Origin of the sequence: Martinezella lusitana, from assembly GCF_016901135.1 — a bacterium.
GTDB lineage: Bacteria > Pseudomonadota > Alphaproteobacteria > Rhizobiales > Rhizobiaceae > Rhizobium > Rhizobium lusitanum_D.
In genome coordinates, this window is the sequence record NZ_JAFEVL010000030.1 from 94,715 (window position 1) to 108,344 (window position 13,630).

Sequence of the window (13,630 nt, forward strand, 5' to 3'; positions counted from 1 at the left end):
CATTCGCTGCCTGAGGCGACTTGTTACACGCTCGGTCGATTTTTTATCGACTCTATCGTGATCACATCAGCGTGATCGCTGCAACACAATCGAACGAGCCCCGAATGAGGGAACGGAATTGAAGATCAAGCTGCTTTCGTCAGTCGGACGCCATTGCAAGCTGGTCGGCTTCTCCAAAGCGATCGCTCCCACGCACTGTGCCCTGATGGCCGGGCGGGGATCACATACCAAATGATGGAAGATATGGAGAGCAGAATGTCGCTATCGAAAATGAAGATCATCGGCGTGGCGCTTGCCTTTGGCACACTGACCACAGTGTCCGCACACGCTACCGACAAGGCCCGTGTTCGCGGCGTTGTGGAAAGCCTCAGCGGCGATACGCTGATGGTCAAGTCGCGCGAAGGCAAGGACGTCACGATCATGTTAAAGTCCGGCTGGGCCGTAAACGGCATCGTCAATGCTGCCGTCACAGACATCAAGCCTGGCGATTTCGTCGGCATCGCCTCGATGCCGACAGAGAGCGGCGTCAATGGCGCACTTGAAGTGCTGATCTTCCCGGCCGCCATGAAAGGCACCGGCGAAGGCGACTATGGCTGGGATCTGAAGCCGAAGAGCTCGATGACCAATGCGACGGTTGCCAGCGCCGTGACGTCGGTCAACGGTCCAACCCTGACACTCACCTACAAGGGTGGAGAGAAGAAGATTTCGATCCCGCCGGGCACGCCGGTCGTAACCTTTGGCAAAGCCACCAAGGACGATATCAAACCGGGCGCCGGCGTCATCATCAACGGCACGACGACGGGCGATAACATGGTCGAATCCGACCGCGTTGTGGTGGGCATCAACGGCGTCGTTCCGCCGATGTGATCTGCTTCACAAAGGCTATTATACTGCCCGACCGCAAACAGCGGTCGGGTAAACTGCGTGAGAGACAATCGCGCCGATCGATCCTAATCGAACGAGCCGCCTCTAGTCGGCATCATCGGGGTTAACGAACATGGCCAGTATAGAGCAGATCGACACCGCGCCGCCGCCGCGCCCGGCAAAAATCTTCATCCGCCGGCATTCGATCCTGACCCGGATCACCCACTGGATCAACGTCCTCTGTCTGACCTTGTTGCTGATGAGCGGCATGCAGATCTTCAACGCCGATCCGCAACTGCATTGGGGTAACTACGGCGCGGTCGAAGACCCGTCCTGGTTCGAGATTGCAAGCGACCAAGACGGCGACCATGTTGTCGGCCGACTGCGCATAGGCAGCCTGTCGATTACGACGACCGGCATTCTTGGCGCCTCCATGGTTGACGGCGAGATGACACCGCGCGCCTTTCCTGCTTGGGCGACAATTCCGAGCTTTCAGGATCTGGCAACCGGCCGTCGCTGGCACTTTTTCTTTGCTTGGCTCTTCGTCATAAACGGTCTTCTCTATGTACTCTACGGCCTGATCGGCGGCCATTTCCGCCGCGATCTGGTACCGACGGCCAAAGATATTGCGCCGCGCAACATCTGGCACGAGATCAAGGACCATGCTCGCTTGCGCTTTCCGAAAGGTGAAAAGGCGCGGCGCTACAACGCATTGCAGAAGCTGACCTATCTCATTGTCATTTTTATCCTGTTGCCGCTGATGATTGGCTCTGGACTGACAATGTCGCCAGCGATGGATGCCGGTTATCCTTTCCTCCTCGACATCTTCGGCGGCCGCCAATCGGCCCGCGGCATCCATTTCATCACCGCCTGGAGCCTGGTGCTGTTCGTCATTGTCCATGTGGCGATGGTCATCCTCTCCGGCCTCTGGAACAACATGCGTTCGATGGTGACCGGCCGCTATGCCATCACCAACGAGGAGACAAAGCGATGAATTCGATCTTTACCCGTCGCCGCTTTCTCATAGGCTCCGCAGCCGGCCTTGGTGCCATTGGTCTAACGGGCTGCGATGACGTCGTGCAGAACCAGAACGTCCAGCAGGTTCTGGCCATGGCCGAGCGTCTGACCATGGGCACCCAGCGATTGATCGTCTCGCCGCAGGCGCTTGCGCCGGAGTATACGGAGGCCGATATATCGCCAAGCTTCCACCCCAACGGCTCGACCCAACCCGGCAGTGCCGAATACGTCCAAATGGCACAGACGAACTTTGTCGACTGGCGGCTCAAGATCGACGGCCTGGTCAACAAGCCGATGGAATTATCACTGGCGGACCTGAAGAAGCTGCCCTCCCGTACGCAGATCACGCGCCACGACTGCGTCGAAGGCTGGAGCGCCATCGGCAAGTGGCAGGGCGTGCCGCTTGGGCTGATCCTGCAGAGTGCCGGCTTGAAACCAGGTGCGCGTTACGCCGTCTTCTACTGTGCCGACGAACTCGAGCAGACGCTCGACGGCAGCGGCCGCTATTATGAGAGTATCGACCTGATCGATGCCTTCCACCCGCAATCGATCCTTGCCTATTCGCTGAACGGCAAGGATCTGGCAGTCGAACACGGCGCGCCTTTACGCCTGCGCGTCGAGCGCCATCTTGGCTATAAGCATGCCAAATACGTCATGCGCATCGAGATACGCGACCGGTTCAACGACCTCTGGGGCGGTAATGGCGGATTCTGGGAGGATCGTGGTTATGAATGGTATGCCGGCATCTGACGCCAACATGCCAAAGCCTGCCCACTAGTGCATCGGCCTCCTGCCTACTCGACCGATTTGATGGGGTCTTTCGGCGCCGGATCGAAGCCAACCAAATCCGTGGTCAGCTTTGCATAAGTGCCGTCGGCCACCATATCCGCAAGAGCCTTGTTGATAGCCTTCACGAGCTCTGGCTTGCCCTTCTTAATAGCGAAACCCTTCTGGATATGGCTGACGTAGTCATCCGTCATCTCGAGGGCCATATGTGCGTTCTTGATCGCATAGGCTCCAGCGATCGAATCTGTAATCGTCGCATCGATATTTCCGTTGACGAGATCCTGCATGGCATCGGCTTCAGCCTTATAGCCCTTGACGGAGGCTCCCTTTTCTTCGGCGATCTTGGCAAAAGTGGAAGAGACGAGCGCTCCGACTGTCTTACCTTTCAGATCGGCAGCACTCTTGATCGGTGAGCCCTTGGGAACGATGATGCGACCACCCGATTCCAGCCAGCCGTTGGCGAAGGTTACCTTCTTCTGACGCTCCGGTGTGATGTCCATAGATGCACTGATGACGTCATACTGATCGGCCTGCAAGCCGACGAGTAGCGAATCCCATTTGATAAGAACAGGTGTGTAGGTGAGACCCAGACGCTTGGCCACTTCCTTCATCACGCGGATTTCTAAGCCGTCCAGCGAGCCGTCGGGAGCACGCATGCTAAAAGGTGCAAATGTGCCTTCGGTCGCGACCTGCAGCTTGCCGGGTTCCAGCAGCTCAAGACCGGTGGCCGAAGCCGGCATCTTACCGAAGACGGCAGCAGCAAGCATCGTGGCAGCGAATGCAAACAATTTGAATTTCATGCTCATTGTTCCCTTTTATTGATCTAGTTGAGGTATCGTCTTCGCCTCACGGCGCATAAATCTTCCGGGTGCGCATGGCCACGGACCGTTGCTATTTAGCTCTGGGCTGCATAGTGCCGCTCCAGCCAGCTTGAAAGCTGAGTGAGAATGGTAGTCAGGACGAGATAGATGATCGCAACTGTGATGTAGAATTCGAACGGGCGGAACGTCGCGGCAATCAGCGTCTGCGCATAAAGGGTCAGTTCCACCACCGTGATCGTCGAGAGCAGTGAGGTATTCTTCAACGTCGAAATCGACTCGTTGGTGATGGCTGGCAGGATGATGCGAAAAACCTGCGGCAGGACGATGCTGCGCATGGTCTCTGCCGGGCTGAAGCCGAGCGCGAGCGCCGACTCCGTCTGCCCGCGCGGAATGGCCGAAAGGCCGCCACGAATGATCTCCGCGACATAAGCGCCACTGTTGATCCCGAGTGACAGGACGCCGGCGACAAAGGGAGAAAGCTTGATGCCAAAGGCCGGCAATCCGAAATAGATGATGAAAACCTGGATGAGGGTCGGCGTTCCGCGAACGAACCAGACATAGAAAGCCGATGCCATGCGCGCGGCGCGCCATTTCGATCCATGCGCCAGGGCTGCCGCGAGACCACAGATCCAACTGAAGATGATGGTTGCTACCGTCAGCCAGAGCACAGTCCAGGCGGCCTCGACAAAACCCGGCCCATAAAGCTTGATTTCTTCAAAAAAAGCTTCGTTCATGAAAGCACCTCCCTGTTGGATGCATCCATGCCAAGGGAGCCAAATTGATCATGCAGAATCCGATGCAGGAACTGTCGCAACCGCTCGCTTTGCGGATTGCGCAGGATGTCGGGCGCCCCGGATTCGGCAACGACGCCTTTGTCGAAGAAGAGAACGCGGGAAGAAACGTCTCGGGCAAAGGCAATCTCGTGTGTGACGAGAAGCATGGTCATGCCCTCCGCCGCGAGCGAGGCCATCAATACCAACACCTCGTGAACCAGTTCCGGGTCAAGCGCCGATGTCACCTCGTCAAACAGCATCAGTCGGGGCTTCATCGCCAGAGCACGGACGATGGCGACGCGTTGCTGCTGGCCGCCGGATAGTCGGGAGGGATAGCTGTGCCGCTTTTCATAAAGCCCGATGCGCGACAGCAGCGCTTCGGCCTCCTCGATCGCCTGCGAGCGCGGCATCTTCAGGAGTTTGACCGGCGCATGGATGACATTTTCCAGAACCGTCATGTGTGGCCAGAGATTGTAGCTCTGAAACACCATGCCCACCCGTCGCCGCAGCGCCTGCAATTGTGCCGGCGTCGGGAACTGACGGGACTCGCGGCGGAAGTCGAACGAAAGCTCGTCGAAATCCATGAAGCCGGATTGCGGCATTTCCAACGCATTGATGGAGCGCAGGAAGGTACTCTTGCCCGAACCACTTGCGCCGATGATCGAGACGACCTCGCCCGCCGTGACGGTCAACGAAATTCCCTTCAACACCTCATTGTCCCCGAAACTCTTTCGGATATCGCGCAGGGTCAGAATCGGCTCCGGCATCATTCGCCCCCCGCCGGCAATTGGCAGAGGATATCAACCGCAACATCCTTCGGCGTGCGAGCGATCCCGTTGATGATGGTGACGTCCTGCGGGCATGCGGAGAGCACCAGAACGAGATCCATATCGGCGCGCAGCACGATCCGGTCACCTGGCCGCGATGCAGGAGGCAGGCGCTCGACGGCGCCATCGCCCCGGACGGGCACATTCATGAAAAGATTGAGCGATGCCGGGGTGAACGACGGGACGATGCCTTTCTCGGCAAGCGCCTCGTGAAAATTGCCCGAGCAACTGCGATGTCCCCCGTCGCAACCGAGTTCATGATAGAGAGCGGGATTGCAGGGGCAGAGAAGCGTGTCATGCGCCAGCGCCGCACTGTCTTCGACCAGCGTCAGCATCTTGAGGCGGCTGGTGCCTACGGCCGACATGCCCTGCTTGAAGAAGATGTTACTGTTGACCGACCGGGTATGGTCCATCGACATGACATCGCTCGGATCATCGGCCGATATGGCCCAGGTGTCGACGACCTGGTTACCATGAATATTGGTGATCACGGCGAATTGGCCGGTGTGCATCGTAAAGGCGCCCCCATGACTGGCCGGGACGATTTCAGAACATTCGGTCATGATGCAAAACTCGCATTTCGACGGGCACAGGCCTCATCAGAGCTGGAGGCTTCTTGTGGTTGGTTCGCCCGACCACTGATTTTCAAATTCAACCTATTCGGTATACCAATGGAATTCAAGGTTATTTTTCAACGATTTACTGCAAAAATGATTAGCGTTATGCGTAAAAAATCAGCCTCATTGCGCAAAAGATAGTCATTAAAGGCCAAGAGGGATGGCCGAGCACATCCGATGGACCACGGCACCCACACGAGCCTTAACGGCATCCGTTGACCGCTGAATACAGTTGGTGTACCGAAATTTAAAGAGCTTCGTGCCTTCAAACCGATCAGTGTCAAAAGACGCTTCCCCGCCAAAGGAACCATGCCGTGGCCAGATATTTTCCGCTTGATGAATACGAGGCGCGCTGGACGCGTGTTTTCGCAGAGATGAAGGCGCGTGGCTTCGAGACGGCCGTGATTTTCGGGCGTGGCGGCGGGACGACGGACAATTGCGGCGACATCCTCTATCTGTCCAATCACTATGCAATCAGCGGCGGCATGGATTCGCTGATCTGGTCGGCACGCTCTTTTTCCGGCGTCATTCTGCAACAAGGCAAAGCGCCGCAGCTGCACATCGACGAACCGGAAGTGCGCAGCAATCTCGTCTCCATCACCGACGTGCGCTCCTCAAACCATCCCTTTGCCAGCATTGCCAAGGCAATGGTCGAGCGGGGCATCACGGGCCGTGTTGCGCTGGTCGGGACGAATTTCATCCCGGTCAAATATTACAGCCAGCTCGTCGATGGGGCCTCGCAGGTGGAATGGATCGAGGCAGATGATCTCGTCCGCAGCGTCAGACGCATCAAGAGTCCCCGCGAACTCGACTGTTTCCGGATCGCCGGCGAGACTGCGACTATCGGGCTAAACCGGCTCATGGAAGGACTGACAAGCGGACTATCCGAACGAGACGCCGCCGCCGAGGCGGCCCGCGAGGTGGTGCGCCTGGGCGGTCGCCTCCAAATGATCGGCTGCAATCACGGCGATACGCTCGGTTTCGATCAGCGCTTTCCGCTGACCGGTTACAGTGCCGATACGCCGCAACCGGGCGACATCGTCACCGGTACACTCCACGCAGCCTTCTATCAGGGGTATTATCTCGATCCCGGCCGCACGGGCGTTCGTGGCAGACCCAATGACGACCAGTGCCGGCTGATCGAGGCCGTCGCTGGCATCGTGCACGCACTGTCCGACATGATGCGGCCGGGTGCGAGGCTTCTCGACGTGGCAGCGGAGGGCGATCGCATGACGGCAGCTTTCGGCGGCGCCGTCTCGCCGATCATGAAGAACTTCCCCTTCTTCGGCCATAGTATCGGGCTCGGATTCGAACTGCCGCGCATCTCCACCAGCATGTCGTTACCGCAGGACCTCGTCGAGAAGAATATGGTGTTCGGCGTGGAAGCCTTTCTCTCGCTTGAGGGTGTCGGCGCGGCCTTCTTCGAGGACATCATCATCATCGGCGAAGACAGCAACGAACTCCTCACCAAATCGCCAAGCTTCTGGTGGTAGCATTTACGCCTGAAGCTTAGCTGGACCCCGCCCCGCTATCGAACGACAAGGTCCCGCGGCAACGTTGAGAGCGGCTCGACCCCGGTTTCGGTAACGATCACGGTTTCGGAAGCTCCGACGGTCCAGACACCAAAGCTTCGCAAAGTGGCAGGCAGATGGAAGACCATGCCCGGCTCGATCAATTGCGATACGCCGCTGAAGAGACTGAGAATTCCACCTTCGCCCCAGTCGGGCGCGAAGGCGACCCCCATCGAATATCCGATGCGCTTGCGAAAAGCAGCATGATAGCCTTTCGCGTCGATCACCCTCTGTGCCGCCTCGTGCGGTACGCTGCAGGGCACGCCGGATCGGATCGCCGCCAGGGCAGCCTCGAGGGCGGCAAGCGCGCAGTCCATCATCCGACGTGCCTCATCGGGCGGATGACCGATCCAGACCGTGCGCATCAAGCCGGCGTGATAACGGGCGTGGCTTCCCGCCAGCTCAAGAAAGACAGGATCGCCCGCCATCAGCTTTCGTCGGCGCCATGTCATATGCGGCAGACCGCTGCGCGGCCCTGAAGAAACCAAAGGCTCCATCGCCATGGCTTCCGATCCGGCTTCAGTTGCGGCAGCCAGCATGGCGGCCGCAACCGCGTTCTCGTCCACGCCGGCGTCGCAAGCGGCAATCCCAGCAGTAAGGCCCGCTTGAGCATAGCCCGCCGCAGTCCTGATCGCGTCCAGTTCCACTTTCGACTTCACTATTCTGAGCGGAGGCAGAAGCGCAGAGCCGTCTATCAAGTCGCCGTGACCAATTTCTCGGGCAATCCGGTTGGCCATGAGCGGCGACACGAACCAGCCCCCCAGTTCAATGGCTGGATGGGAGATGCCCAGTGTCTTCAGAAGTCCTGCCAATGCCGCGGCCGGATCTTCGCCGTCCTGGTAGGTGCGGATATCCAGCAGCCATGTGTTGACGACCGATCCGACCAGTTCCAGTTCCCGCACGAGGAGGCAGGGGTTGCCCTCGACAGGCAAGACCAGCGCCTGGAATGCGAAATAGCCAGCCGTCTGCCGACCGGTCAGCCAGTAGATGTTTTCCGGTCCGGTAACGACGAGTGCCTCATGACCGGCCGCCCGTATGGCGGCACGGGCCCGCGACTGCCTTTCGGCGAATTCCGTTTCGGCGAAAGCAGCTTCGCGGCCGCGCAGTTCTGCGAATTCATGCATTTGATGCGATCACAATCTCCATCATCAGTGTCGATCGAGCCAGCCCAAAAATCGGCTACGGACGCTGTCGAAATGGGTTTGCATGGCGGCGCAGGCACGCTCGCCATCCTGCGCTTCGATGGCGTCGATAACGGCGAGGTGCTCACGCGCCTGCTGGTCGAAGCGGTCATGGGTACGGGTGATCGTACAACGCCGGGCGATGCCGCGCATTTCCGTGATCATGGCCGGAAGCAGGCTGAGACCGGCAGCTTCCGCGACGGCCAGATGAAAGACGTCGTCATCGAGCCAGAACTGATCGAATGCCACGTCGCCTCCCCGCGCATAGGCGCGCATCGTCTCGCGGGACTGCTCCAGTGCCGGCGTCATGGATCGCCCGGCAGCCCTGGCTGCTGCTGCGCCTTCGAGCAAGCGCCGTATCTGAACGATTTCGAGAAGCTGCTCCACCGTGACGGGCCGCACCATCAATGCTCCATTGGTGAGCCGCGAAACGACACCTTCCTTTTCGAGCCGGGATATGGCTGCACGCAGCGGCGTGCGCGAAATGCCGGATTCCTGGGCAAGGGCTCTTTCAGTCAGGACATCGCCTGCAGGGAAAGCGCCTGCGAGGATACGTTGCTTGACATCGCGATAGGCCTGCTGGGCCAATGTTTCCTTCTCGCTCATAGACTCTCCTACCCGTTCTTCATCCAAGCCGCATGCAGCACCCGAACTGCAGCGGCAAGATCGGCAGGTTCCATGCCTTCCTTGGGATTGTGACTGCCATCCCAGTTGCGCAGAAACACCATGACCGACTCCCAGCCCGCCTGGGCGAAGGCGGCTGCATCATGGCCGCCGCCAGACAGCATCCTGCGTGGCGAAAAGCCAAGCCGGCGGGCACCTTCGTATATCTCGTCGCCGAGTTGCACCGAAAGCCTCGTTGGCTGGCTGCGTGATTGAACGCCAAGCTCGAAGGAAACGCCGCGCGCTTGCTCGATCAACGCAATTTCAGCCTTCACCAGCCGATCCATCCGTTCAAGAACGGCTGGGTCATCGCTGCGCAGATCGAGACAGAAATCGAGCCGGCCAGGCACCTTGGCAAAGGCATGTTCGGAACTGGCCGCATCGACGCGGCCGACCGTCACGGCAAGGTCGTGCTTTTCCTCCAATATCGCACCCCATCTTTGATCCATCGCGACCACCAGATCCGCGAAGGCAAAAACGGCATCGGAACGCGCGGCACGCGGCGCACCACCGGAATGAGCCCAGACACCGTTGATGCGGGCGACGCGATAGCGCAACCCGCCACGCACCCCGTCGACGATGGCGAAGGCCTCGCCTGCCTCATGGAGAACGGGTCCTTGCTCGATATGCAGCTCCACGAAGCGTGCGGGTGCGAGCCCCGGCCCGGAGACGACAGCCTCCGGATCGCCACCCTCTTCGCGCATATGATCGGCCAACGCCCGGCCGGTATCGAACCGGACCGCCTTCATGTCTTCGGCCGAAAGCCGCCCAAGTGCAGCGCGAGAGCCGATATAGGAAACCGGGAACCATACGCTCTCTTCGGCGCGCGTCACGGTCACCACCAGATCGACGGGCGGCGCCATGCCGCTATCTACGAAGGCGGCGGCAAGAGCCATGGCGCCGGCAACGCCGGCCGGCCCGTCATAGGCGCCGCCCATCGGCACGGTGTCGAGATGCGAGCCAATATAGAGAGGAGTGGCCGTGCGGTCCCTGCCCGGCAGCCGGGCGAAGAGATTGCCCGCAGCGTCCCGCTTCACCTTCAGGCCGAGGGCTTCCGCCTCCTCAGCGATGACGCGATGGGCAGCGGTTTCCAGCGCACTGTAGGATGGACGCGTAAAGCCCGGCCCCGGCTCCGAAATGGCGTTGATGCGATCGAGCAGCCGATCGATGGTATCTTCAATAATGCGGCTCATGCGTCAGTCCGCACCGGATCGTTGAGCGCCGTCGCCGGGCGTTCACCGGAAAGGGCCATCAGCACATTGCGAGCCGAGCCAATGGCCACGCGACGCAGGGCCTCAAGCGTTGCACCACCGAGATGCGGCGTAAAGATCACCCGGTTCGACTGGCCAAGGAGGCCTGATGTCGCTTCGTGGGAATAGACATCAAGTCCAGCCCCGGCGACCCGCCGGGAGGCGATGGCCTCGGCAAGCGCCGTTTCATCCACGAGGCCCGCTCTTGCGGTATTGACGAGAATGGCGCCAGGCTTGATGTGCGAGAGCGCTCTTGCATCGATCAGTCCGCGCGTCTCCGGCCGCAATGGGGTGTGCAGCGAGACCAGATCCGCCTGTGCCAGGCCATCTTCGAGTTTTTCCACCCGTTCGAAGCCCCCCACGTCGGCTGTGCGAGGCGAATATACCAGAACGCGTGCATCGAACGCGGCCCTCAGCATGTGGCCGAGCCCTGCGCCGGTTGCGCCCCAACCGACAATGAGAGTCGTCTTGCCGGACAATTCCGTGAAGGTCTCCATCTCGCGAAAACCCCTCATGCCTGCTCGTTCGCTACGGTCTGCAGCCGGGATACGCCGCGCGACCGCCAGTGCAAGGCCGAGAGCAAGCTCCGACACGGAACGCGCATTGGCACCCGGCGTATTGCAGACAAGCACGCCGCGTTCGCTTGCCGCTTCCTTATCGACCGCATCGTGACCGGCACCGTGCACGACGACAACGCGCAACGCATCGGCAGCATTGATCGCGGCAGCGGAAAGGCCGGCATCCCTGGTGATCACCGCTTCACAACCGGGGATCATTCGGGCGACCGTTGCCATGTCCGCAGACGAGCAAAATACCGGCTCGATGCCTGCCTCCCTGAGCAACACAATGCCGTCGGCATGAACCGGTTGGACAATCAGACATTTCATCGATCGGACCCTTCGTCGGACGGTTTCAAGCGCGCCAGAATGGCGTCGCGCGCATTCGCGACATGCATGGCCATCAGCCGGCCAGCCGTTTCGCCGTCGCCGGCCCGCAGCGCGGCGATAATCTCGAGGTGTTCGGCGCACCCCTTGAGAAAGCGATCCGGAACCTGCGTGTGGTCGAACATGCAGGTGCGGCGGCGGAGATCGTCGATGGTTGCGATGATCATCCTGCTGCCCGTTGCCGCAGCCAGCATGCGATGAAAATCGTCGTCGACACCACGCTGTTCATCCCCGTCTCCCGGCCCCTCCAGCTGCAGACGGCGGACGCGCGAGGCCATCTCGTCCAGTTGACCGGCGGCAAGTCCTGTGGCTACGCGAGCGGAATGGGCTTCGAGCACCTGGCGCAGGAAGAAGATTTCCTCTACCTCCTCACCCGAAAGCTGTCGCACCTTGAGGAAGCGTCCATCCTGCATCGCCAGTCCTTCGGCCTCGATGCGCTTTATCGCTTCGCGAACGGGCGTACGCGACATGTCTAGTGCCCCGCCCAGCTTGGCTTCCTGCAAGGCATCCCCCGGCATAAGCGCGCCCGACAGGATCATTTCGATGATCTTGGTGTAGGCCTGTTTGGCAAGCGGTTGTGTCATAGCGCTACCTCTTGTGCGACGCTCATTGGCGTGGTCTTTTCGGAAAGACTCACAATCACGTCCTGCAGAGCCTGTCGCTCTGCGACAAGCAGCGCCTCTGCCGCGGCTTGGGAAATCAAGCGAAAGCGGATCGCCAATCCGCTTGGCGTCTGCGCCAGCCGCGGCACGTCGACGGAGGCGACAGTCGCTATTTTCGGATAGCCGCCGGTCGTCTGGCGTTCGGCCATCAGAACGATCAGCCTGCCGGAGCTTGGGACCTGGATCGATCCGAGCGTAGTGCCGTCCGAGACGATATCGTGACCTCGGCATGCAGCAATCGCCGGCCCATCCAGCATCTGCGCCATGCGATCGCGACTGGAGGACACGACGAATGAGCTACCGAGGAATCTGCGCCAGGTGAGCGCGTCGAAATAATCACCCTGCGGTCCCGCCACTACATTGATGGGGCGATTGGACCTGCGCCACGGCTTTGTAAGAGCAAGAAGCGGCATGGCATCCAAGGAGCCGATCGGCAAAAGATCGCCAGCCCGCAGGCAGCGTCCCTCATGGCCACCGAGGCCGGTGCGTAAATGCGTGGCGCGAGAACCCAAGATCAAGGGCGTATCGATGCCGCCGGAAAAGGCGAGGTATCCCCATACGGCCGATCGCAGGCCGCCGATATGGAGGATAGACCCGGGAAAGAGATTGTGGCTCTCCCATGGGTGCATCGCAGAGCCATCGATCCGGATATCCACGTCGCCGCCGGTAACGGCAAAACGAACCGGCTCGGCGACCTCGAACGTGCCTCCGGCACTCGCAAACTCAAGAGCTGCCATGTCCTGCGTGTTACCCACCAATGCATTGGCGATGCGAAAGGATGGCGCATCCATCGGACCGGAGCCGGAGACGCCAGCATGCAGCAATCCCTTGCGGCCGAGATCCTGAACCGTCAACATCGGCCCGGCTTGAAGAATCCGCAAATGCTTCATCTCTCCTCCGGCTCCAGAACAGTCTGGCCAGCGGCGACCATTGCATCGAGGTGCACCGCCTCGGCCTCACCAATGGGACGAAAGTGGATGCGATCTCCGGCCTTGAGAAGAAAAGGCGGTGTTCGATGAGGATCAAAAAGCCTGACTGGCGTGCGGCCGATAAAGCGCCAACCGCTCGGCCCCGGCACTGAATTGATGCTGGCCTGTTTGCCGCCTATACCGATGGCACCTGCCTCGATCCGCTGGCGCGGCGCGGCCAGCCGCGGCGTATGCAAGGCGTCTGGAAGGCCGCCGAGATAGGCAAAACCGGGTGCAAAGCCGATCATGTAAACACGATATTCGGCGCTGGCGTGCAGATTGACGAGTTCGACCGTCGTCATATCCTTCATGCGAGCAAGCTCGTCGAGGTCGATCCCGACGGCGCCACCGTAGACGACGGGCACGCTGAAGCAGCGCGAGGATACATCTGTCACGGACAAAGCCTGCAGTCGCTTTTGCAGCACATCGATAAGGTTTTCCCCACGGATGATCGCCGGATCGTATATGACGCTGAGCGAACGATAGGTCGGACCCATTTCTTCGATGCCGGCGACGGGATTCCGGCTCAGATCATCGAAGAGCGCGATGACGCGCCTGTTGACTGCCTCGTCGATATGATCGGCGAGCTCGACAGACAGCATGCTGTCGCCGCAAGCATGAATGCGTGGGAACATTTCGGCCATTGCGCCGACACCCCTCCTTCCGTCAATCTGGCAAACCGGAAA

15 protein-coding genes are annotated in these 13,630 nt (G+C 60.0%); 4 read left to right on the top strand and 11 right to left on the bottom strand.

Annotated elements, in window-relative coordinates; all coding sequences use genetic code 11:
- The first annotated feature begins 255 nt into the window (after window positions 1–255).
- The 3 genes from JTP94_RS11620 (at window position 256) to JTP94_RS11630 (ending at window position 2,631) form a co-directional block, all read left to right on the top strand.
- Window positions 256–867 (top strand): hypothetical protein, encoded by a 612-nt coding sequence (locus JTP94_RS11620; protein WP_409456604.1) that lies wholly within the window; start codon window positions 256–258, stop codon window positions 865–867.
- A gap of 130 nt (window positions 868–997) precedes the next feature.
- Window positions 998–1,858, top strand: coding sequence for a cytochrome b/b6 domain-containing protein (locus tag JTP94_RS11625; protein ID WP_204850645.1), 861 nt, complete (start codon window positions 998–1,000; stop codon window positions 1,856–1,858).
- Window positions 1,855–2,631, top strand: a complete 777-nt coding sequence (locus tag JTP94_RS11630; protein WP_204850646.1) for a molybdopterin-dependent oxidoreductase — start codon at window positions 1,855–1,857, stop codon at window positions 2,629–2,631. The genes JTP94_RS11625 and JTP94_RS11630 overlap by 4 nt, the downstream gene beginning before the upstream one ends.
- 44 nt (window positions 2,632–2,675) lie before the next feature.
- On the opposite strand, the gene JTP94_RS11635 is transcribed toward JTP94_RS11630, so the two are convergent.
- The 4 genes from JTP94_RS11635 to JTP94_RS11650 all read right to left on the bottom strand — a co-directional run bounded on the left by JTP94_RS11635 (window position 2,676) and on the right by JTP94_RS11650 (window position 5,651).
- Window positions 2,676–3,467: a transporter substrate-binding domain-containing protein gene (locus JTP94_RS11635; RefSeq protein WP_204850647.1), complete on the bottom strand. Its 792-nt coding sequence runs from the start codon at window positions 3,465–3,467 to the stop codon at window positions 2,676–2,678.
- Between the two features lie 95 nt (window positions 3,468–3,562).
- Window positions 3,563–4,222, bottom strand: a complete 660-nt coding sequence (locus tag JTP94_RS11640) for an amino acid ABC transporter permease (RefSeq protein ID WP_034509655.1) — start codon at window positions 4,220–4,222, stop codon at window positions 3,563–3,565.
- Window positions 4,219–5,028: an amino acid ABC transporter ATP-binding protein gene (locus tag JTP94_RS11645; protein WP_210384088.1), complete on the bottom strand. Its 810-nt coding sequence runs from the start codon at window positions 5,026–5,028 to the stop codon at window positions 4,219–4,221. Before JTP94_RS11645 ends, JTP94_RS11640 begins: the two co-directional genes overlap by 4 nt.
- Window positions 5,028–5,651: a DUF1989 domain-containing protein gene (locus JTP94_RS11650; protein ID WP_204850648.1), complete on the bottom strand. Its 624-nt coding sequence runs from the start codon at window positions 5,649–5,651 to the stop codon at window positions 5,028–5,030. The genes JTP94_RS11645 and JTP94_RS11650 overlap by 1 nt, the downstream gene beginning before the upstream one ends.
- Before the next feature lie 368 nt (window positions 5,652–6,019).
- Here JTP94_RS11650 and JTP94_RS11655 point away from each other — a divergent pair, with 368 nt between their 5' ends.
- Entirely contained in the window at window positions 6,020–7,198 is a 1,179-nt protein-coding gene (locus tag JTP94_RS11655) for a Xaa-Pro peptidase family protein (protein WP_204850649.1), read from the top strand.
- A 35-nt stretch (window positions 7,199–7,233) separates the two neighbouring features.
- On the opposite strand, the gene JTP94_RS11660 is transcribed toward JTP94_RS11655, so the two are convergent.
- Genes JTP94_RS11660 through pxpB form a run of 7 tightly spaced genes read right to left on the bottom strand, consistent with a single transcriptional unit; the run spans window position 7,234 to window position 13,588 of the window.
- Complete coding sequence (locus JTP94_RS11660; protein WP_204850650.1) at window positions 7,234–8,400, bottom strand: Xaa-Pro peptidase family protein; 1,167 nt, start codon at window positions 8,398–8,400, stop codon at window positions 7,234–7,236.
- A gap of 24 nt (window positions 8,401–8,424) precedes the next feature.
- A complete protein-coding gene (locus JTP94_RS11665) occupies window positions 8,425–9,063 on the bottom strand; it encodes a GntR family transcriptional regulator (protein ID WP_204850651.1) in 639 nt (212 codons plus the stop codon).
- Window positions 9,064–9,071: 8 nt separating this feature from the next.
- Window positions 9,072–10,313, bottom strand: coding sequence for a Zn-dependent hydrolase (locus JTP94_RS11670; RefSeq protein WP_204850652.1), 1,242 nt, complete (start codon window positions 10,311–10,313; stop codon window positions 9,072–9,074).
- Complete coding sequence (locus tag JTP94_RS11675; protein ID WP_204850653.1) at window positions 10,310–11,257, bottom strand: NAD(P)-dependent oxidoreductase; 948 nt, start codon at window positions 11,255–11,257, stop codon at window positions 10,310–10,312. The genes JTP94_RS11670 and JTP94_RS11675 overlap by 4 nt, the downstream gene beginning before the upstream one ends.
- A complete protein-coding gene (locus JTP94_RS11680) occupies window positions 11,254–11,898 on the bottom strand; it encodes a GntR family transcriptional regulator (protein ID WP_204850654.1) in 645 nt (214 codons plus the stop codon). The genes JTP94_RS11675 and JTP94_RS11680 overlap by 4 nt, the downstream gene beginning before the upstream one ends.
- Window positions 11,895–12,866, bottom strand: a complete 972-nt coding sequence (locus tag JTP94_RS11685) for a biotin-dependent carboxyltransferase family protein (RefSeq protein WP_204850655.1) — start codon at window positions 12,864–12,866, stop codon at window positions 11,895–11,897. Before JTP94_RS11685 ends, JTP94_RS11680 begins: the two co-directional genes overlap by 4 nt.
- Window positions 12,863–13,588: a 5-oxoprolinase subunit PxpB gene (gene pxpB / locus JTP94_RS11690; RefSeq protein WP_204850656.1), complete on the bottom strand. Its 726-nt coding sequence runs from the start codon at window positions 13,586–13,588 to the stop codon at window positions 12,863–12,865. The genes JTP94_RS11685 and pxpB overlap by 4 nt, the downstream gene beginning before the upstream one ends.
- Between the last annotated feature and the right edge of the window lie 42 nt (window positions 13,589–13,630).

Bases quoted from the DNA above. Each gene is read 5' to 3' on its own strand.
- JTP94_RS11650 (WP_204850648.1), bottom strand. From the start codon at position 5,651: ATGACCGAATGTTCTGAAATCGTCCCGGCCAGTCATGGGGGCGCCTTT.
- pxpB (WP_204850656.1), bottom strand. From the start codon at position 13,588: ATGGCCGAAATGTTCCCACGCATTCATGCTTGCGGCGACAGCATGCTG.
- JTP94_RS11685 (WP_204850655.1), bottom strand. From the start codon at position 12,866: ATGAAGCATTTGCGGATTCTTCAAGCCGGGCCGATGTTGACGGTTCAG.
- JTP94_RS11640 (WP_034509655.1), bottom strand. From the start codon at position 4,222: ATGAACGAAGCTTTTTTTGAAGAAATCAAGCTTTATGGGCCGGGTTTT.
- JTP94_RS11680 (WP_204850654.1), bottom strand. From the start codon at position 11,898: ATGACACAACCGCTTGCCAAACAGGCCTACACCAAGATCATCGAAATG.
- JTP94_RS11630 (WP_204850646.1), top strand. From the start codon at position 1,855: ATGAATTCGATCTTTACCCGTCGCCGCTTTCTCATAGGCTCCGCAGCC.
- JTP94_RS11665 (WP_204850651.1), bottom strand. From the start codon at position 9,063: ATGAGCGAGAAGGAAACATTGGCCCAGCAGGCCTATCGCGATGTCAAG.
- JTP94_RS11645 (WP_210384088.1), bottom strand. From the start codon at position 5,028: ATGCCGGAGCCGATTCTGACCCTGCGCGATATCCGAAAGAGTTTCGGG.
- JTP94_RS11660 (WP_204850650.1), bottom strand. From the start codon at position 8,400: ATGCATGAATTCGCAGAACTGCGCGGCCGCGAAGCTGCTTTCGCCGAA.
- JTP94_RS11670 (WP_204850652.1), bottom strand. From the start codon at position 10,313: ATGAGCCGCATTATTGAAGATACCATCGATCGGCTGCTCGATCGCATC.
- JTP94_RS11675 (WP_204850653.1), bottom strand. From the start codon at position 11,257: ATGAAATGTCTGATTGTCCAACCGGTTCATGCCGACGGCATTGTGTTG.
- JTP94_RS11635 (WP_204850647.1), bottom strand. From the start codon at position 3,467: ATGAAATTCAAATTGTTTGCATTCGCTGCCACGATGCTTGCTGCTGCC.
- JTP94_RS11620 (WP_409456604.1), top strand. From the start codon at position 256: ATGTCGCTATCGAAAATGAAGATCATCGGCGTGGCGCTTGCCTTTGGC.
- JTP94_RS11625 (WP_204850645.1), top strand. From the start codon at position 998: ATGGCCAGTATAGAGCAGATCGACACCGCGCCGCCGCCGCGCCCGGCA.